Source organism: Thioalkalivibrio sp. ALE11, from assembly GCF_000381205.1.
Taxonomy (GTDB): domain Bacteria; phylum Pseudomonadota; class Gammaproteobacteria; order Ectothiorhodospirales; family Ectothiorhodospiraceae; genus Thioalkalivibrio.
This window is the reverse complement of the sequence record NZ_KB906175.1, coordinates 33,816-53,596: the sequence shown is the minus strand read 5'-3', so window position 1 is coordinate 53,596 and position 19,781 is coordinate 33,816. Positions and strand designations below refer to the sequence as shown.

Sequence of the window (19,781 nt, the reverse complement as noted above, 5' to 3'; positions counted from 1 at the left end):
TTTTCCATTGCTACACAATAGCACCAGAACACCAGTGCCTGCATATCTACTGCCTCCAGACGATCGCCTGATCGAGCAGGGGCAGCGCCCGGACCCGATCGCCCCCCATCGGTGCCAGAGGATCGCGCGTTTCGGGGTCAGTCTCGAGCGTCACCAGACCGAAGAAGCAAGCGAAACGATCGCGGAAGCTCATTGAGGTTGCTCGCCCCGGATCTTCGCGAACACTTCTTCTCCGGGAACGGCCTCCACATCACCGGAACGAAACCCCTTCAATCGCTCCTGCGCCACCGAAGCCCATTTTTCATCGATCCGGGATTCGGGGGGTTGAGACTGCGAAGAAGCGAATCGACCACCAGCGCACGCTCTTCAACCGGGAGTGCCTCGGCTTCATCAATCAGATCCTTGATCTTCATAGGACACCTCTCGCGTAAATGGCGACGCGGGCCTACCGCGCGTCACGTTCCCAGTTCATGCAGCGGCGCACGGCTTCCTTCCAGCCGTGGTACTGGCGGTCGCGGGTGGCGGCGTCCAGCTGCGGCTCGAACACGCGTTCGATGCGGCTGAATGCGCGCAGGTCGTCACGGCTCCACAGGCCGGTGGCCAGACCGGCCAGGCCGGCGGCACCCAGTGCGGTGCTCTCGGTGATGGCCGGGCGTTCCACGCGTACCCCTAGCTGGTCGGCCTGGAACTGGACCATCAGATTGTTGGCCACCGCGCCGCCGTCCACCCGCAGGGTCTGCAGGGCCAGGCCGGAATCGGCCTGCATGGCCTCGATCACGTCGCGCGTCTGGTAGGCCAGGGCATCCAGCGTCGCGCGCGTCACGTGCTCCTTGCGCGTGCCCCGGGTCAGGCCGAAGATCGCCCCGCGCGCATGCGGATCCCAGTACGACGCCCCCAGCCCGGCGAAGGCCGGCACCACGTAAACGCCGCCGGCGTCCTCGACCCGGCTGGCGAAATACTCCGAGTCCGCGGCCGTATCGATCAGGTGCATCTCGTCGCGCAGCCACTGCACGGCGGCCCCGGCGATGAAGATGGAGCCCTCCAGGGCGTATTCCACCTGCCCGTCCAGGCCCCAGGCGATGGTGGTCAGCAGGCCGTGCTCCGAGGTCACCGGGCGGGTGCCGGTGTTCATCAGCAGGAAGCAGCCGGTGCCGTAGGTGTTCTTCGCCATGCCCGGCTCGAAACAGGCCTGGCCGAACAGGGCCGCGTGCTGGTCCCCGGCCATGCCGGCCACCGGCACCCGCGCGCCGCCGAACATCTCCGCCCCGGTGTGGCCCAGGACCTCGCTGGAGGATACCACCTCGGGCAGCATGGCGCGCGGGATGTCCAGCGCGTCCAGCAGGGTGTCGTCCCACTGCAGGCGGTGGATGTCGAACAGCATGGTGCGCGAGGCGTTGGTCACGTCGGTGACGTGGCGCTCGCCGCGCGTCAGGTTCCACACCAGCCAGCTGTCCATGGTGCCGAACAGCAGGTCGCCGTTGCGGGCCTTCTCGCGCGCGCCGTCCACGTGATCGAGGATCCAGCGGATCTTGGTACCGGAGAAATAGGCGTCCGGCAGCAGCCCGGTGGTCGCGCGGATATGGCCTTCCAGACCCTCGTCGCGCAGGCGGTCGCAGAGATCCGCGGTACGCCGGTCCTGCCACACGATGGCCGGATGGATCGGGCGGCCGCTGTGACGATCCCACACCATCGTGGTCTCGCGCTGGTTGGTGATGCCGATGGCCGCCAGCTGCGCGGGCTTGATGCCATTGCGCTCCAGCGCCTCGCGCGCCACGCCGATCTGGGTGCCCCAGATCTCCATCGCGTCGTGCTCCACCCAGCCGGAGTGCGGGTAGGACTGGGCGAACTCCTTCTGCGCGACCCCGGCGATGCCGCCCTCCAGATCGAACAGGATCGCCCGGCAGCTGGTGGTGCCCTGGTCCAGGGCGAGGATGTATCCGTTGGCCATGATCTCCTCCCGCTTGATCCCCCTCACCCCGAGTTTCAGGCGAGCGCGTCCGCATCCGCAAACTGCAGCGCCGCCAGCCGCGCATACAGCCCGCCCTGCGCCATCAGTTCGGCGTGCGTGCCCTCGCCCACCACGAGTCCGCCGTCGAGCACCACGATCCGGTCCGCCGACTGCACGGTGGCCAGCCGGTGGGCGATGGTCAGCACCGTGCAGCGACCACGCACCCCGGCCAGCGCCGCCTGCACCTCGCGTTCGCTTTCGGCGTCCAGCGCGCTGGTGGCCTCGTCCAGCAGCAGCACGGCCGGCTCGCGCAGCAGGGCGCGGGCCAGCGCCAGACGCGCCCGCTGACCGCCCGACAGGCGCACGCCGCGCTCGCCCAGCGCGGTGTCCCAGCCCTCCGGCAGCGCCTCGATGAACCCCCGCGCATGCGCCGCCTCCGCGGCCGCCTGCAGCGACGCGTCGGATGCATCCGGCACGCCGTAGGCCACGTTCTCGCGCACGGTGCCGGAGAACAGCACCGGTTCCTGCGGCACCACCGCGATGTGCCGGCGCAGTTCATCCGGCCGCAGGCGACGCAGGTCGTGCCCGTCGAACAGGACGCGTCCGGCGTCCGGGTCATGAAAGCGCAGCAGCAGCCGGAACAGGGTCGACTTGCCGGAACCCGACGGTCCCACCAGCGCCACCGACTCGCCCGGGCGCACCCGCAGGGAGACCCCATCCAGTGCCGGCGGCTGCGGGCGCGTCGGATAGGCGAAAACCACGTCCTCCAGCGCGATCTCGCCGCGTACCGGTTCCGCCAGGTCTTCGGGGTGCCGTGGCCAGGGCGGGCCGGAACGGACCTCCGCGAGCTCCAGCAGGCGCTCCGCGGCCCCGGCCGCCCGCAGCAGTTCGTTGGTCACCTCGCTGAGCGCGGCGATCGACCCCGCCACCAGGGCCGCATAGAACAGGAACGCGGCCAGCTCGCCCGGGGTCATCACCCCGTCCAGTACGCGGTGGCCACCGATCCAGAGGACCCCGGCGATCAGGCCAAACATCAAGAGCATCACCGCAGCGGCCAGCAGTGCGCCGGTGGCGGCCCGACGCGTGGCCATGCCGAAGGCGGCTTCCACCGCCGAAGCATGCCGGCCGCGTTCGGCGTCTTCCTGGCCGTGGGCCTGTACCGTCTCGATCGCGTACAGGGTCTCGTCGGTGCGCGCGCCCACGTCCGCGACCCGGTCCTGGGTCCGGCGCGACAGCCGCCGCACCCGCCGACCGAGCAGCCACACCGGCACGGCCACCGCCGGCAGGCCGGCCACCAGCAGGGCTGCCAGCGGCGGGCTGGACAGGAACATCAGGACCAGCCCGCCGACGATCAGCAGCAGGTTGCGCGCGGCAATGGTCAGGGTGGTGCCGACCACGGTCTGGATCAGCGTCGCGTCGGCCGTCAGGCGCGAGATCACCTCGCCGGTACGGGTCTGCTCGAAAAACGCCGGATCCAGCCGGATCACGTTGGCGAACACCGCGCGGCGCAGGTCCGCCACCACCCGCTCGCCGAGCCAGGTCACCAGATAGATTCGCGCCCCCACCCCGATGGCCATCACCGTCACCACCACCAGCAGCAGCACCAGCGCGCGATTGAGCCCGGCGGGGTCCTCGGGACCCAGGCCGGCGTCCACCAGCAGGCGCAGCACCCCGCCGAAGGCCAGGATCGCCCCCGAGCCCACCACCAGCGCCACCAGCCCGAACACGATGCGCCGCCGGTACGGCCGCAGGAATGCGAGCAGCGGCATCAGGACCCGCAGGTTACGGGCCGCGGGGCGCGGGGTGTCGGCGTCGTCCCAGTTCATGCCCGCTACCGGCGGTGAGGGAATGCGGGTGCGGACAGCGTCATTCGCCGGCTGCGACGAATTCGACGGTGTTCCCGTCCGGATCGCGCACGAAGGCCGCGGGGCGCCCGGAACGGCTGCGCTGCGCGGGGAAGCCCGCGGCCTCCAGGCGGCCCAGCAGGGTCTCCAGGCCGTCCACCACCAGGGCCAGATGGCGGTCGCGGCCACCGGCGACCCCGCGCTCCACCGGGTCCGGGTTGGGCACCCCCAGCAGATGCAGGGCGCGCCCGTCACCCAGATCGAACCAGCGCCCGGGGAACCCGAGATCGGGACGCGGCAACGGCGCCAGTCCGAGCAGATCGCCGTAGAACGTGGCCGCACGCTCCGGATCCGACACCACCACGCTCACGTGGTGCACCCCGCGCACCACGCCGTCGCTCATGCGACCTCCCCGTCTCCCGGGGTCTGCAGCAGCACCACGGTCTGCGCGGCGAGGCCCTCCTCGCGGCCGGTATAGCCCAGCCGCTCGGTGGTGGTGGCCTTCACGTTGACCGCGTCCGCCGGCAACCCGGTGTCCGCGGCGATATTGGCGCGCATGGTGTCCACGTGCGGGCCCATGCGCGGACGCTGGGCGATGATGGTGGCGTCGATGTTCACCGGCACCCAGCCCGCCTCGCGCACCCGGCGCAGGGTCTCTTCGAGCAGGTCGCGGCTGTCGGCACCGGAGAACGCCGGATCGCTGTCGGGAAAGTGGCGGCCGATGTCGCCCAGGCCGGCGGCTCCCAGCAGCGCGTCGCACAGCGCGTGCAGCAGCACGTCACCGTCGGAGTGGGCGCGCACGCCGTAATCGAACGGGATCCGCACCCCGCCGACCACCACGTGATCCCCCGCCTCATAGGCGTGTACATCGAAACCCTGGCCCACACGCATCGCCGTCATCCCCGATACCCTCCGTCGAGCCGGCCCTGTTCCAGCAAGTATAGACGGGCCAGTTCGAGGTCCTCGGCGCGCGTAATCTTGATGTTCATCAGCGAGCCCTCCACCAGCCGCGGCCGCAGTCCCGCCCATTCGATCGCGCTGGCCTCGTCGGTCACCGGGTGTCCGGCGGCACGCGCGCGGGCGTTGACGTCGCGCAGCGTGCCCAGGCGAAACATCTGCGGGGTCAGGGCCCGCCACACCCGCTCGCGATCGAGCGTGGATTCCACCCGACCGTCGGTGTCCGCCCACTTGATGGTATCGGTGGACGGAGCCGCCAGCACTCCCCCCACGGGATCGTCGCGCAGCTCGTCCAGCATGCGGTCGAGATCGTCCGGCGGCAGGCACGGGCGCGCGGCATCGTGCACCAGCACCCAGTCCTCGGGACCGGCGCGTTCCTCGAGGAAGTCCAGCCCGTTCTGCACGGAGTCGGCCCGCTCGTCGCCGCCGGCCACGCGGAACAGCCGCCCGCCGGCCAGCGGCAGGTCAAGCGCGTCCGGGTCCACGTCCGGGCCCAGCACCAGGATCACGCCGCGAATCCGCGGATGCTCCAGAAAGATCGACAGGGTGTGGGCCAGCACGCTGCGCGGCCCCAGGGAAAGGAACTGCTTGGGACGATCCGTCCCCATGCGGCGGCCAATGCCGGCCGCCGGAATCAGGGCCCAGAAGACGCCCGAACCCTCGGGGGCGCCGGCATCACTCATCGAACGGATCCTCCACGATCGTCGTGTCCTCCTCGGCAGGCTCCGGGGCAACGCCGGCGGAGGCGTCTTCGGGCATCAACCCCGGGACTTCGCCCGGCACTTCGTCTTCTTCGTCCACGATGAAGAAAAAGGTCTCGTCCTCGCGAATCATGCCCAGGTCACGCCGGGCGCGTTCTTCCACCGCCGCGGAGCCCTCGCGCAGATCGCGGACCTCGGCCTCCAGCGCCCGGTTGCGTTCACGCAGGCGCTGGTTTTCCGCTTCCTGCATGGCGGTCTCGCTGCGCAGTTCGCGGACATCCGGCCAGCCGCCCTCGCCGAACCACAACGGCCACTGCAGCGCCAGCACGAGCAGCAACAGACCGCCCGGCAGCAGCCAGCGCATCGCTCAGGCCTCCGGCCGGGACACCCCGGTTCCCCGGAGTCAGGGCCGGACCCGGAAGGCGTCCATGCCCGGGTAGCGGGCCTGCCCGCCGAGATGCTCCTCGATCCGCATGAGCTGGTTGTACTTGGCCACGCGATCGGAGCGCGACAGCGAGCCGGTCTTGATCTGCCCCGCGCCGGTGGCCACCGCCAGATCGGCGATGGTCACGTCCTCGGTCTCGCCCGAACGGTGCGAGATCACCGAGGTGTAACCCGCGTCGCGCGCCATCTCGATGGCCTGCAGGGTCTCGGTCACGGTGCCGATCTGATTCAGCTTGATCAGGATGGAGTTGGCCACGCCGCGGTCGATGCCCTCGCGCAGGATCTGCGTGTTGGTCACGAACAGATCGTCGCCCACCAGCTGCACGCGCTCACCCAGACGTTCGGTCAGGATCTTCCACCCCTCCCAGTCGTCTTCGGCCAGCCCGTCCTCGATGCTGAGGATGGGGTACTGATCGACCCAGTGCGCGAGGTAGTCACAGAATTCCTCGGCATTGAACGACTTGCCCTCGGAATCCAGGTGGTAGCGGCCATCGCGGTAGAACTCGGAGGCGGCGCAGTCGAGGCCCAGCCAGATGTCGCGCCCGGCCTTGAACCCGGCCTGATGGATCGCTTCGAGGATGGTCTCCACCGCCGCCGAGTTGGACTCCAGGTTGGGCGCGAACCCGCCCTCGTCGCCCACGCCGGTGCCCAGACCGCGCTGGTTGAGCACCTTCTTCAGCGCGTGAAAGACCTCGGCGCCGTAGCGCACCGCTTCGCGCACGCTGGGGGCGCCCACCGGCAGGATCATGAACTCCTGCATGTCGACGCTGTTGTCGGCATGCTCACCGCCGTTGACGATGTTCATCATCGGCACCGGCAGCAGATGCGCATCCGGCCCGCCGACCGTCTCGAACAGCGGGCGCTCGGCATCGGCTGCGCGGGCATGGGCCACGGCCATGGACACCGCCAGCAGAGCGTTGGCGCCCAGGCGCGACTTGTTCTCGGTGCCGTCCAGCTCCAGCATGCGCTGGTCGACCGCGGTCTGGTCAGCCTCCATGCCGCGCAGGGCGTCGCGGATCTCGCCGTTCACATGGCCCACCGCCTTCTCCACGCCCTTGCCGCCGTAGCGGGCCGCGGCGTCGCGCAGTTCCAGGGCCTCGCGCGCCCCGGTGGAAGCCCCCGACGGCACCGACGCCCGCCCGGTCGCACCGGAGGCCAGGACGACGTCGGCTTCCACCGTCGGGTTGCCGCGGGAATCAATGATCTCGCGCGCGTGGATCTCGGCAATCTGGGACATGCTCGTACTCTCTCCTTGACTCGTTCGATTCGGGGCCGGCCGCCCCCGGGGGTCATCCCGGGGTCAGCCCAGGCCGTATTCGGCTTCCGCCAGCGGACGCGACTTGGTCGCCTCGTCCAGCGCCTTCAGGGTTTCCAGCAGCTCGCGCATGCGCGGCAGCGGCCAGGCATTGGGGCCATCCGACAGCGCGTTCGCGGGATCGGGGTGGGTCTCCATGAACAGCCCGGAGATACCGCTGGCCACGGCCGCACGGGCCAGCACCGGCACGTATTCGCGCTGCCCGCCGGAGCTGGCACCCTGCCCGCCCGGCTGCTGCACCGAGTGGGTGGCGTCGAACACCACCGGGGCGCCGGTGCGGCGCATGTCGGCCAGGCCGCGCATGTCGGAGATCAGGGTGTTGTAGCCGAAGGACACCCCGCGCTCGCAGACCATCACCGACTCGTTGCCGGCCTCGCGCGCCTTGTCCACCACGTTGCCCATGTCCCAGGGGGCCATGAACTGGCCCTTCTTGATGTTCACCGGGAGCCCCTGACGGGCCACGTTCTGGATGAAATTGGTCTGGCGGCACAAAAACGCCGGGGTCTGCAGCACGTCCACCACCGCGGCAACCTCCGCCAGCGGGGTGTCCTCGTGCACGTCGGTCAGCACCGGCACGCCCATGCGCTCGCGCACCGATTCGAGGATACGCAGCCCCTCCTCCATGCCCGGGCCGCGATAGCTGCGGGTGGAGGACCGGTTGGCCTTGTCGAAGGACGACTTGTAGATGAACGGAATCCCCAGCTCGCGCGTGAGCTCGGCGAGCTGCCCCGCGGTTTCCTCGGCCATGGCCTCCGATTCGATCACGCAGGGACCGCCGATCAGGAAGAACGGCCGGTCCAGGCCCACGGAGAAACCGCACAGTTCCATCAACCTGCCTCCCGTCAATCGGTCAGCGCCGCGCCCACATCCGGCGCGCGCTCGTTCTGGTAGTCCCGCGCCGCACGGACGAAGCCGGCGAACAGCGGGTGTCCGTCGCGCGGCGTGGAGGTGAACTCGGGGTGGAACTGACAGCCGACGAACCACGGATGTTCCGGAAGCTCCACCGCCTCCACCAGTTCCCCGGACTCGGACAGCCCGGAGATCACCAGCCCGGCCTGCTCCAGACGCGCGCGGTAGGCGTTGTTGAATTCGTAACGGTGGCGGTGGCGCTCCTCGATGCGACTGGTGCCGTAGGCCGCGGCGATGCGCGAGCCCTCGGTCAGGCAGGCGGTCTGCGCACCCAGGCGCATGGTGCCGCCCAGATCGCTTTCGGCATCGCGATGTTCGATCCGCCCCTCGCGGTCCTGCCATTCGGTGATCAGCGCGATCACCGGATGCGGAGTATCGGGCGCGAACTCGGTGGAATGTGCCCCGTTGAGGCCGGCCACGTTGCGGGCGTATTCGATCACCGCCACCTGCATGCCGAGGCAGATGCCCAGATACGGGATGCCCTCCTCGCGCGCATGGCGTACCGCCTCGATCTTGCCCTCGACGCCGCGTTCGCCAAAGCCGCCCGGCACCAGGATCGCATCCAGCCCTTCAAGCTCCGCGCGTGCCTCGGGGGTGTCGCCCTCCAGCTTTTCCGAATCCAGGTAGCGGATGCGCACCCGGGTGCCGACCTCGATGCCCGCATGGGTCAGGGCCTCGTTGACCGACTTGTACGACTCGGTCAGTTCGACATACTTGCCGACCATGCCGACCGTGACCTCCGATTCGGGGAACTCCATGGCGTTGACCACGTGCTTCCAGTCGGACAGGTCGGCGACCGGCAGATCCTCGATGTGCAGCTTGCGCAGCACGATCTCGTCGAGCTTCTGCGAATGCAGCCACAGCGGGATCTTGTAGATGTTGTCGACATCCACCGCGGAGATGACCGCCTTTTCCTCCACGTTGGTGAACAGCGCCATCTTGCGCCGTTCCCCTTCGGGGATCGCCTGACTCGAGCGGCACAGCAGGATGTCCGGCTGGATGCCGATGGAACGCAGTTCCTTGACCGAATGCTGGGTCGGCTTGGTCTTGATCTCGCCGGCGGCGTCGATATAGGGGACCAGGGTCAGGTGCATGAACAGCGCGTTGTCGCGCCCCAGCTCCACGCCCATCTGGCGGATCGCCTCGAGGAACGGCAGGGACTCGATGTCGCCCACCGTGCCGCCGATCTCGATCAGTGCGATATCGGCGTCATCCGCCCCTTCGCGGATCGAGCGCTTGATCTCGTCGGTGATGTGCGGAATGACCTGCACCGTGCCGCCCAGATAGTCGCCGCGGCGCTCCTTGCGGATGACGTTCTCGTAGATCTGGCCGGTGGTGAAATTGTTGTGCCGCGAGGTGCGGATGCGCACGAAGCGCTCGTAGTGCCCGAGATCCAGGTCGGTCTCGGCCCCGTCATGGGTGACGAACACCTCGCCATGCTGGAACGGACTCATGGTCCCCGGATCGACGTTGATGTAGGGGTCCAGCTTCATCAGCGTGACCTTCAGGCCACGCGCCTCGAGGATCGCCCCCAGAGAGGCGGATGCAATACCTTTGCCCAGAGACGAAACCACGCCTCCGGTGATAAACACGAATCGCGTCATGCGGGAAACCTGGCCGGGACCGACGGGGGTCAAAATGCCCGCAAAGGGTACCAGACCCCCCGTTTTCGCTCAATCGCGAACGCGCCCCGCGGGGCGCCTGCGGGCCCGTCATGGCGGGGCTGCGGCGCCTCGGCCCGAACCTGCGACGCAGCTCACGGGGGGCCGCCGTCATCCGGTCCGCGCGGCCACAGCACGGCACGCACCTCGCCCCCCGGCGGGCGCAGCAGCGGGATGCGCGCACGCCGCCATGGCGGAATCCCGCGCTCCTGCATCAGCGACTTCAGCCGCCGGTGCCGGCCGCCCGCCGGCACCCGTTCACCACCCTGCCGGAACACCACCTCCACCGCCCCGGCCAGCAGCGGATCGGCGAACGCCGGATGCTCGCGCGTCAGCACCCGACCATCGGGCAGACGCAGCCGCTGCTGGCCGGCCGGCCACGGGATGGGCGACGCGGGCTCCGTCTCCGGCGGATCCAGATACAGCGCATCGCGGTAGCGCCGCAGGCACCCCTCGTTCCAGTCCAGCCGCGGCTGGCGATCTTCGCCAGCCGCCAGCGACTGACGCAGGAATTCCGCCAGCCGCCGGTGGCCCGGCGGGCGCAGGCCGTGTTCCCGGATCCAGTGCCGCAGAAGGGCGCTCCGGCGCCCCGGTTCCAGCGGCCGCAGGACGGACAGCGGCAGGCATTCACCGGCCCCGGCGCCCGCCAGATGGCGCGCGAGAACGGCGTCCTCCCCGTCGGCCACCCCGGCCTGCCAGCGCGCGGCCCGCGCCAGCCCGGCCGACGCAGCAAACCGTTCATTGAGCCGGGGCAGGATCTCGCGGCGCAGGAAGTTGCGGTCGAACCCCGGATCGGCGTTGGTGGGGTCCTCCATCCAGGTCAGCCCCTCGCGCCGCGCCCGCGTCGCCACGGCTGCATCCGCCACGTCCAGCAGCGGGCGCGCCAGCCAGCCCTCGCCTTCGCGGCGCCACGGGGGCATGCCACGCAGGCCCAGCGGACCGCTGCCGCGCAGGGCCGCGAGCAGGAAGGTCTCGGCCTGATCCCCGGCATGATGCGCGGTGACCACCACCCCGGTCGGCCCCAGGCCCTCGCGCAGCAGCGCATAGCGGGCGTGCCGGGCCGCGGCCTCCACCCCGTCCGCGCGGGTCTCGAGGGGACCGACCGCGCGGTGCTCGAAATGCAGACCCAGCGAATGCGCCACCGCACGGCAGTGTTCCGCCTGGGCCGCGGACTGCGCGTGCAACGCGTGGTCCACGTGCCAGGCTTCGGGATCGGGATGCCCGACAGCTCGACAGGTCGCGGTCAGGGCATGCAGCAGGACGCTGGAATCGCGACCGCCGCTGAAGGCGACGCGCAGCGGGCCGCCCGCGGGACACTCCTCGAGGAACCGCCGCAGCGCGACGTCAACGGGATCAGGCGCCGGCTTCCTGGAAGGCACCGTAGTCCATCAGCCGGCGGTAACGCCGCTCCAGGCGCTTGCCCGGGTCCAGCCGCTCCAGCCCGCCCAGGGTCTCGGCCAGCGCCGCACGCAGATGCTCCGCCATGGTCTCCGGATCACGGTGGGCGCCGCCCAGGGGTTCATCGATCACCCGATCGATCAGCCCCAGGTCCTTCAGCCGCCCGGAGGTGATCCCCAGCGCCTCGGCGGCCTCGGCGGCCTTCTCCGAACTCTTCCACAGGATGGAGGCACAGCCTTCCGGCGAGATCACCGAATAGGTCGAGTACTGCAGCATGAGCGTCGCGTCGCCCACGCCGATCGCCAGCGCGCCACCGGAGCCGCCCTCGCCGATCACCGTGGCGATGATCGGGGTGTCCAGCCGCGCCATCACCCGCAGGTTGCGCGCGATCGCCTCGCTCTGCCCCCGCTCCTCGGCCCCCACGCCGGGGTAGGCGCCCGGGGTGTCGATGAAGGTGAACACCGGCATGCGGAAGCGCTCGGCCATCTCCATCAGGCGCAGGGCCTTGCGATAGCCCTCCGGGCGCGGCATGCCGAAATTGCGCTGGACCTTGTCGCGGGTCTGGCGCCCCTTCTGGTGGCCGATGATCATCACCGGCCGCCCGTCGAAGCGGGCCATGCCGCCGACGATCGCGGGATCATCGGCATAGGCGCGGTCGCCGTGCAGTTCCTCGAATTCCTCGAACAGCGCCGGGATGTAGTCGAGCAGATACGGACGCCGGGGATGGCGTGACAGCTGGGCGATCTGCCAGGGCGTGAGCTTGGCAAAGATGCTTTCGGTCAGCGACTGGCACTTGTCCTGCAGCCGCTGGACCTCTTCCTGGATGTTGACCTCGGTGTCGTCGCCCACGTACTGGAGGTCGCGGATGCGGGCCTCCAGTTCGGCGATCGGCTGTTCGAAGTCGAGAAATTCCGGGTTCATGCAAGGATTCCAGTCAGTCACGTTCGGGGTGGCGAGTGTAACGAATCGGCGCGATCTACGCTGGCCGGCAGCGGGCCCGCAGGGCGGACTACCCCCGCTGGTAGAGCAGCCGCGCCTGGCAGGACGGCCCCAGGGTCTGCTGGATGCCGCGCAGCAGGGCCTCGTTCGGCAGGATGCGCCAGTCTTCCGGCACCTTCAGTTCCGCCTCCATGCCGTCGCGGCGATAGCGCAGGCGCAGCGGGCAACCCGAAGGGGCGCCCTCTTCGTCCGCCTCCGGCGTCCCGGCACTGCCATTGCCGTTGCCGCGCCCGGTCGGCCGGTGCTCCTGCAACAGGCCGTGCAGCCCCGCGATCTGCTCCGGGAGGACCTCGCGCAGATCCAGGCGCAGCGCCCGCGCCCATTGCGCGCGCGCCTCGTCCAGGGTCAGGACCCGGCGCGCGCGCATGCGCACCCCGCCGGCGTAGTCGTCCAGGGTCACGGTGCCCTCGGCCACCAGCAGGCTGTCCGGCTCGAGCCGGTCGCGGTACTGGTTGAAATCGTCGTTGAACAGCACCAGCTCGGCGCGCCCGCTGCGGTCGTCCAGGGTCGCCACGCCCATGCGCCCGCTGTTGGTGTTGCGTACCCGCACGCCCACCACCAGCCCGGCGATGCGCACGGTCTCCTGGCGGCCGCGCCCGCGGTTCTCGCCCTCGTCGGGGCGCTGTTCCAGCTTCGCCTCCAGCTCGGCCAGGCTGGTGCCGGTCAGCTCGCGCAGCTCCTCGCGATAACGCTCCACCGGATGCCCGGTCAGATACAGCCCGAGGGTCTCCTTCTCCCCGCGCAGCCGGTCATCGTCCTCCATCTCCGGCTGCGTCTCGCTCTCCGGCACCACCGCGGCCGCCGGATCGCCGAACAGGTCCACCACGCCGAGGCTGGCATTGCGTTCGGTCTGTTCCGCCGCGGCCACCGCGGTGGGGATGTCGGCCAGCAGGGTCGCGCGGTTGGCGCCGAGGGAATCCAGCGCACCGGCCCGCACCAGGGTCTCCAGCACCCGCTTGTTGAGCTTGCCCAGATCCACCCGCTGGCACAGGTCCACCAGCCCGTGGAACGGTCCGCCCTCGTTGCGCGCCTTCAGCAGGGTCTCGATCGCCGACTCGCCGACGCCCTTGATCGCCCCCAGCCCGTACACCACCGTGTGCGCGTCCTGCACGGTGAAGCGGTAGTCCGACTGGTTCACGTCCGGCGGCAGCACCGCCAGCTCCATGCTGCGGCATTCCTCGATCAGGCCGACCACCTTGTCGGTGTTGTCCATGTCCGCGGACAGCACCGCCGCCATGAACGGCGCCGGATAATGCGCCTTGAGCCAGGCGGTCTGATAGGCCACCAGGGCATAGGCCGCGGAGTGCGACTTGTTGAAGCCGTAGCCGGCGAACTTCTCCACCAGATCGAAGATGTAGGTCGCGGTGTGCTCCTCCACCCCGCGTTCCACCGCACCATTGACGAAGATCTCGCGCTGCTTGGCCATCTCCTCGGGCTTCTTCTTACCCATCGCGCGGCGCAGCAGGTCGGCACCGCCCAGGGTGTAGCCGGCCAGCACCTGGGCGATCTGCATCACCTGCTCCTGGTACAGGATCACGCCGTAGGTCGGCTTGAGCACCGGCTCCAGATCCGGGTGCGGGTATTCCACCTCGGAGCGCCCGTGCTTGCGGTCGATGAAGTCGTCCACCATCCCCGACTGCAGCGGCCCCGGGCGGTACAGCGCCACCAGCGCGATGATGTCCTCGAAGCTGTCCGGCTGCAGACGCCGGATCAGGTCCTTCATGCCACCGGATTCCAGCTGGAACACCGCGGTGGTCTGATAGCCTTTCAGAAGACGGAAGGTCTCCGGGTCGTCCAGCGGCACGCCCTCCAGATCGATCTCGATCTCCGGATCCATGCGCTTCAGGTTCTGCACCGCCCAGTCGATGATGGTCAGCGTGCGCAGCCCGAGAAAGTCGAACTTGACCAGGCCCACCGCCTCGACATCGTCCTTGTCGAAGTGGGTCACCAGCGAGCCGCCGTCGTCTTCGCAATACAGCGGGGAGAAGTCGGTCAGGGCCGACGGTGCGATCACCACCCCGCCGGCATGCTTGCCGGCGTTGCGGGTCAGTCCTTCCAGTTTCATCGCCAGATCGATGATCGCGCGGACTTCCTCGTCCTCGTCGTACTGCGCCTTGAGGTCCTCGCTCTCGGTCAGGGCCTTCTCCAGGGTCATGCCCAGCTCGAACGGGATCAGCTTGGCGATGCGGTCGACGAAGCCGTAGCCGTGCCCCAGCACGCGCCCGACGTCGCGTACCACCGCCTTGGCCGCCATGGTGCCGTGGGTGATGATCTGCGAGACCTTGTCACGGCCGTAGCGCTCGGCGACGTATTCGATCACGTCGTCGCGCTTCTCCATGCAGAAGTCGACGTCGAAGTCGGGCATGGAGACCCGTTCGGGATTGAGAAACCGCTCGAACAGGAGCTCGTAACGCAATGGATCCAGGTCGGTAATTCCCAGCACGTAGGCCACCAGCGAGCCGGCACCGGAACCGCGCCCCGGCCCCACCGGGATCCCGTTGTCCTTCGCCCACTGGATGAAGTCGGCCACGATCAGGAAGTAGCCGGGGAAGCCCATCTGGCAGATCACGTCCAGCTCGCGCGTCAGCCGCGCCTCGTAGTCCGCGGTGTCGGCGAACTGGAAGCGCTCCAGGCGTGCGCGCAGCCCCTGATCGGAGATCTCGCGCAGATGCTGCTCCACCGTGCGCCCTTCCGGCACCGGGAAATCCGGCAGCACCGATTCCCCGAGCGTCAGGCGCACGCTGCAGCGCCGGGCGATGGCCACGCTGTTGGCCAGGGCCTCGGGGATGTCCTCGAACAGCGCGGCCATCTCCTCCGGCGTGCGCAGGTACTGCTGCTCGGAGTAGCGCCGCGGCCGGCGCGCGTCGTCCAGGGTGTGGCCGTCGTGGATGCACACCCGCGCCTCGTGGGCCTCGAAGTCCTCGCCGCTGAGAAAACGCACGTCGTTGGTGGCGACCACCGGCAGTCCGTGGCTCTCGGCCGCGCCGATCGCGGCCTCGATCCAGGCCTCCTCGCCCGGCCGCCCGGTGCGCGTGAGCTCCAGATAGAAGCGCCCGGGGAAACGCTCCAGCCACGGCTGCAGCACGGGCTCGGCAAGGGCCTGCGCGACCCCGCTGCCACTGACGAACAGCCCGTCGATGGTCCCGGACAGGGCGATCAGCCCCTCCGCCGCGCCGCCGTCGAGCCAGGCGCAGTCGATCCGCGGCACGCCCTTCTCCTGACCCTCCTGCCAGGCGCGCGAGATCAGCCGGGTCAGGTTGCGATAGCCGGCATCGTTCTGCGCCAGCAGGGTCATGCGCGCCGGAGTGCCGTCGGCACGCGCGTCGCGCACCAGTACGTCCGCGCCCACGATCGGCTGCACGCCGGCGCCGATCGCCGCCTTGTAGAACTTGACCAGCCCGAACAGGTTGCAGTGATCGGTGACCGCCACTGCCGGCATCCCGGCCGCGGCCACGCTCTGCACCAGCGGCTTCAGACGCACCAGGCCATCGACCAGGGAATACTCCGAGTGCACCCGCAGGTGCACGAACCCCGGATCATGCAGCCCGGCATCGGCGGTCGTGGCAGGGGTGTCGGTCATGCGTGCCCCCGTTCTTCCGCAGCCGGTTGCGCAGCAGCCGCCAGCGCACGCGCCACCGGGCCGAAGCTGAGCCGATGCGCGGGACACGGCCCGTGGCGTTCCAGGGCCGCGCGATGGGCGGCGGTCGGGTAGCCGGCATGGCGGTCGAAGCCGTATTCCGGCCACTGCTCGTGCAGCGCGCGCAACTCGCGATCGCGCGCCACCTTGGCGATCACCGAAGCGGCGCTGATCGCGGCCACGCTGCCATCACCGCCCACCCGGGCCTCGGCGGTCCACGGGCCCTCCGGGGTGAAACGGCCGTCCACCAGCAGATGCACCGGCGCCGGATCCAGGGCCTGCACCGCCCGCTGCATCGCCAGCAGGGTCGCGCGATGGATGTTCAGATGATCGATCTCGGCCGCCTCGGCGCGCCCCAGGGCCCAGGCCAGGGCACCGTCGCGGATCCGCTCGTCCAGGGCCTCGCGCCGGCGCGCGGTGAGTTTCTTGGAATCGGTCAGACCGGGGGCATCGAAGCCTTCCGGCAGGATCACCGCCGCGGCCACCACCGGCCCGGCCAGCGGCCCGCGACCCACCTCGTCGACGCCCGCGACCCCGTCTGCCCCGCCTGTCTTGCCGCTCATGAAGCCGCTCCCGATGTCCGCACGCCGTTTTCCCGGGCGAGCCCCCGCACGCCATCCGGGGGATCCGTTACAATGGCGCCGAAATCCTAGCACAGCCCCCTCCGGACCGAGCATCCCGACCATGTCCCAGAATCCCCTGCGCTGCGCCGCCGTCGGTGTTGGCCATCTCGGCCGCTGGCATGCGGCCAAATACGCGGCACTGCCCGACACCGAACTGGTGGCGGTGGCCGATGCCGACCCCGAAACCGCCCGCCGTGTCGCCGCCGAACATGGCTGCGCGGCCGAGACCGACCACCGCGCCCTGATCGGCCGGGTGGATGCGGTCTCCATCGCCGCGCCCACCACCCTGCACTACGCGATCGCCCGCGATTTCATCGAGGCCGGCTGCCACGTGCTGGTCGAGAAGCCCGTGACCGCGACACTGGACGAGGCCGAGGCCCTCAACCGGCTGGCCGAAGAACGCGGCGTGGTACTGCAGGTCGGGCATCTGGAACGCTTCAACGCGGCCCTGCGCCAGCTGACCGAGAATCCGCTGCACCCGCGCTTCATCGAGTCGCACCGACTGGCGCCGTACAAGCCGCGCGCCACCGACGTCTCGGTGGTGCTGGACCTGATGATCCACGACATCGACATCATCCTGGCCCTGGTCGACTCGCCGCTGGCCGAGATCCGCGCTTCCGGCGCCCGGGTCCTGACCGGCGACATCGACATCGCCAATGCGCGCCTGGAGTTCGAGGACGGCTGCGTGGCCAACGTCACCTCCAGCCGTATCAGCACCAAATCCGAGCGGCGCATGCGCATCTTCCAGTCGCATGCCTACGCCTCGGTGGACTTCCAGAACCGCATCCTGTCGTTCAACCACCTGGGTGACGTCGATCCCGAGACCGGGGCGCCCGAGATCCACCGCGGCGAGCGCGTGTTCGACGAGGCCGATGCCCTGCTCGCCGAGATCCGCGCGTTCGTGGCCGCCGCGCGCGGCGACGCCCCGGTCCTGGTCAGCGGCCGCGACGGCCAGCGCGCGCTGGAGACCGCCAGCCGCATCACCGAACTGGTGCAGGCCAATCTCAACGTGATGGGCCGCGCCGACGGCCCGCACTCCGCAATCGAATCCGCAACAGGAGCCCGCCCGTGATCCCCATGGTCGACCTGCAGCGTCAGTACCAGACGCTGCGCACCGAGATCGATGCCGCCCTGCAGGAAGTCCTCACCGGCGCCCGTTTCATCCTCGGACCCAACGTCCAGGCGCTGGAAGAGGAGCTGGCCGACTACCTCGGCGTGGAACACGCCATCACCTGCGCCTCCGGCACCGACGCCCTGCAACTGGCGCTGCATGCCGCGGGCGTCGGGCCCGGTGACGAGATCATCACCACGCCGTTCACCTTCATCGCGACCGCCGAGGCCATCCGCTATCTGGGCGCCGAGCCGGTGTTCATCGACATCGACCCGCGGACCTTCAATCTGGACCCGGAGCAGATCGAGGCGGCCATCAGCCCGCGCACCCGGGCCGTGCTGCCGGTGCATCTGTTCGGCCAGCCGGCCGATCTGCCGCGCATCCGCGAGATCGCCGAGCGCCACAAGCTGCTGGTCATCGAGGACTGCGCGCAGTCCTTCGGCGCCAGCATCGACGGCGCGCAGACCGGCTCCACCACCGCGTTCGGGGCGTTCAGCTTCTTCCCCAGCAAGAACCTCGGCGCCTTCGGCGACGGCGGGCTGGTGACCACCTCCTGTCCGTCCTCGGCCGAGGCCCTGCGCCGCCTGCGCAACCACGGCTCCAGCGTCCGCTATTACCACGACGAGATCGGCTACAACTCGCGCCTGGACGAGATGCAGGCGGCGATCCTGCGCTGCAAGCTGCCGCACATCGACCACTACAACGCCGAGCGCCGGCGCGTGGCTGCGCGCTACAGCGAGGGGCTGAAGGACCTGCCGCTGGAGACCCCGCACGAGGACGGGATCGGCGTCCACGTATACCACCAGTACACCCTGCTGACCGATCACCGCGAGGCGCTGATGAGCGCACTCACCGAGGACGGCATCGCCAACGCGATCTACTACCCGGTGCCGCTGCACCAGCAGAAGGCGTTCGCAGAACCCGACGGCGAGCCTGAATCCCTGCCGGTAACCGAATCGGTGGCCGCGCGCTGCCTGTCCCTGCCGGTCTTCCCCGAGCTGGAAGACGCCCAGGTCGATCGCATCGTCGAGCGGATCCGCCGCACACTGGCATGACCCGCGAGGTCGTCGTCTGCGCCGGGGAGACCTCCGGCGACGCCCTGGGGGCGGGACTGGTGCGGGAACTTGCCGGCCACGCCGACGACCTGCGTTTCTCCGGGATGGGCGGTGAACGCATGCGCGCCGCCGGCGTCGATACCCGCATCGACGTGGAAGAACTGGCGGTGGTCGGGCTGGTCGACGTGCTGGTCAACTACCCCCGCCTGCGACGGCTGTTCCGCCGCATGTGCGACCACCTCGAGACCACCCGCCCCGCGCTGCTGGTGCTGGTCGACTACGTCGAGTTCAACCTGCGCCTGGCCGCGCATGCCAAACGCCTGGGCATCCCGGTGCTGTTCTACGTCAGCCCGCAGCTGTGGGCCTGGCGCAGCGGCCGCATCCGCCGCATCCGGCGCCATGTCGACGCCATGGCCGTGCTGTTCCCGTTCGAGACCGCGATCTATGAACGCGCCGGCGTCCCGGTACGCTATGTCGGCAACCCGCTGGTGGACCGCGTGCAGGCGCCGGAACCGCCCCTGCGCGAACGCCTGGGCGTCGGACCGGATACCCGGATCGTCGGCCTGCTGCCGGGCAGCCGCGGCGGCGAGCTCAAGCGCCACTGGCCCCTGCTGCTGGAAACCGCCCGCCGCCTGCACCATCGACATCCGGATCTGCGCTTCGCGGTGGGTCTCGCCCCCGGGGTCACCGCCGAGCGCCTGGCCGGGCTGGCCCCGCCGCCCGCCGGGCACGACGAGAGCGCCGGCACACCGCCGCTGGACTACGTCGGGGGCGAGGACGGGACCCACGCGGTGATGGCCGGCGCCGACCTGCTGCTGACCGCCTCCGGTACTGCCACCCTGGAGGCCGGCCTGCTGCGGGCGCCGATGCTGGTGTTCTACCGCATGGGCGCACTGTCGCATTTCGTGTTCCGCCGCCTGGTGCACCTGGAGCACATCGCGCTGGTCAACATCGTCGCCGAGGAAGGGGTCGTCCCCGAATACCTGCAGCACGACGCGAACCCGCAACGCCTCACCGACGACGCCGACGCCCTGCTGCGGAAACCGCAACGCCTGGAGGCGATGCGCGAGCGCCTGTCACGGGTACGGGAAAGACTGGGCGACGGCGGCGCGGATCGCCGCGTGGCCGCGGCGGCCGCCGAGATGCTGGAGCACGGACACCTGCTGCCCGCCGACTGAC

Annotated in this window: 17 protein-coding genes and 1 pseudogene; 3 read left to right on the top strand and 15 right to left on the bottom strand. The window is 69.9% G+C overall.

The window, feature by feature from the left end:
* Window positions 1-46: 46 nt before the first annotated feature.
* The 15 genes and pseudogenes from F620_RS15150 to rnhB all read right to left on the bottom strand — a co-directional run bounded on the left by F620_RS15150 (window position 47) and on the right by rnhB (window position 16,376).
* On the bottom strand, window positions 47-193 hold the full coding sequence (locus F620_RS15150) for a hypothetical protein (protein WP_019570672.1): 147 nt from the start codon (window positions 191-193) through the stop codon (window positions 47-49).
* Window positions 190-413, bottom strand: a pseudogene (locus F620_RS15665) (addiction module protein). Before F620_RS15665 ends, F620_RS15150 begins: the two are co-directional and overlap by 4 nt.
* A gap of 32 nt (window positions 414-445) precedes the next feature.
* A complete protein-coding gene (glpK, locus tag F620_RS0111565; protein ID WP_019570671.1) occupies window positions 446-1,948 on the bottom strand; it encodes a glycerol kinase GlpK in 1,503 nt (500 codons plus the stop codon).
* 35 nt (window positions 1,949-1,983) lie between these two features.
* Window positions 1,984-3,774 carry an ABC transporter transmembrane domain-containing protein gene (locus F620_RS0111560; protein WP_018870706.1) on the bottom strand — a complete coding sequence of 597 codons (1,791 nt, stop codon included), beginning with the start codon at window positions 3,772-3,774 and terminating at the stop codon, window positions 1,984-1,986.
* A gap of 40 nt (window positions 3,775-3,814) precedes the next feature.
* Window positions 3,815-4,195, bottom strand: coding sequence for a VOC family protein (locus tag F620_RS0111555; RefSeq protein WP_018870707.1), 381 nt, complete (start codon window positions 4,193-4,195; stop codon window positions 3,815-3,817).
* Window positions 4,192-4,692, bottom strand: a complete 501-nt coding sequence (gene ispF / locus F620_RS0111550; protein ID WP_026331440.1) for a 2-C-methyl-D-erythritol 2,4-cyclodiphosphate synthase — start codon at window positions 4,690-4,692, stop codon at window positions 4,192-4,194. The genes F620_RS0111555 and ispF overlap by 4 nt, the downstream gene beginning before the upstream one ends.
* Window positions 4,689-5,432: a 2-C-methyl-D-erythritol 4-phosphate cytidylyltransferase gene (gene ispD / locus F620_RS0111545; RefSeq protein WP_019570669.1), complete on the bottom strand. Its 744-nt coding sequence runs from the start codon at window positions 5,430-5,432 to the stop codon at window positions 4,689-4,691. Before ispD ends, ispF begins: the two co-directional genes overlap by 4 nt.
* A complete protein-coding gene (gene ftsB / locus F620_RS0111540; protein ID WP_019570668.1) occupies window positions 5,425-5,814 on the bottom strand; it encodes a cell division protein FtsB in 390 nt (129 codons plus the stop codon). The genes ispD and ftsB overlap by 8 nt, the downstream gene beginning before the upstream one ends.
* 39 nt (window positions 5,815-5,853) lie before the next feature.
* Window positions 5,854-7,131 (bottom strand): phosphopyruvate hydratase, encoded by a 1,278-nt coding sequence (eno, locus tag F620_RS0111535; protein WP_018870711.1) that lies wholly within the window; start codon window positions 7,129-7,131, stop codon window positions 5,854-5,856.
* Window positions 7,132-7,194: 63 nt separating this feature from the next.
* Complete coding sequence (kdsA, locus tag F620_RS0111530) at window positions 7,195-8,037, bottom strand: 3-deoxy-8-phosphooctulonate synthase (RefSeq protein ID WP_019570667.1); 843 nt, start codon at window positions 8,035-8,037, stop codon at window positions 7,195-7,197.
* Between the two features lie 14 nt (window positions 8,038-8,051).
* Window positions 8,052-9,722, bottom strand: a complete 1,671-nt coding sequence (locus F620_RS0111525) for a CTP synthase (RefSeq protein WP_019022781.1) — start codon at window positions 9,720-9,722, stop codon at window positions 8,052-8,054.
* A gap of 152 nt (window positions 9,723-9,874) precedes the next feature.
* Window positions 9,875-11,158 (bottom strand): tRNA lysidine(34) synthetase TilS, encoded by a 1,284-nt coding sequence (gene tilS, locus F620_RS0111520; RefSeq protein ID WP_019570666.1) that lies wholly within the window; start codon window positions 11,156-11,158, stop codon window positions 9,875-9,877.
* A complete protein-coding gene (locus F620_RS0111515; protein ID WP_019570665.1) occupies window positions 11,133-12,098 on the bottom strand; it encodes an acetyl-CoA carboxylase carboxyltransferase subunit alpha in 966 nt (321 codons plus the stop codon). The genes tilS and F620_RS0111515 overlap by 26 nt, the downstream gene beginning before the upstream one ends.
* 88 nt (window positions 12,099-12,186) lie before the next feature.
* Entirely contained in the window at window positions 12,187-15,756 is a 3,570-nt protein-coding gene (gene dnaE / locus F620_RS0111510) for a DNA polymerase III subunit alpha (protein ID WP_019570664.1), read from the bottom strand.
* Entirely contained in the window at window positions 15,753-16,376 is a 624-nt protein-coding gene (rnhB, locus tag F620_RS0111505) for a ribonuclease HII (protein WP_019570663.1), read from the bottom strand. Before rnhB ends, dnaE begins: the two co-directional genes overlap by 4 nt.
* A gap of 121 nt (window positions 16,377-16,497) precedes the next feature.
* Here rnhB and F620_RS0111500 point away from each other — a divergent pair, with 121 nt between their 5' ends.
* Genes F620_RS0111500 through lpxB form a run of 3 tightly spaced genes read left to right on the top strand, consistent with a single transcriptional unit; the run spans window position 16,498 to window position 19,780 of the window.
* Window positions 16,498-17,508, top strand: a complete 1,011-nt coding sequence (locus F620_RS0111500; RefSeq protein ID WP_019570662.1) for a Gfo/Idh/MocA family protein — start codon at window positions 16,498-16,500, stop codon at window positions 17,506-17,508.
* Complete coding sequence (locus F620_RS0111495; RefSeq protein ID WP_019570661.1) at window positions 17,505-18,602, top strand: DegT/DnrJ/EryC1/StrS aminotransferase family protein; 1,098 nt, start codon at window positions 17,505-17,507, stop codon at window positions 18,600-18,602. Before F620_RS0111500 ends, F620_RS0111495 begins: the two co-directional genes overlap by 4 nt.
* Complete coding sequence (gene lpxB, locus F620_RS0111490) at window positions 18,599-19,780, top strand: lipid-A-disaccharide synthase (protein WP_019022787.1); 1,182 nt, start codon at window positions 18,599-18,601, stop codon at window positions 19,778-19,780. The genes F620_RS0111495 and lpxB overlap by 4 nt, the downstream gene beginning before the upstream one ends.
* Window position 19,781: the final 1 nt, after the last annotated feature.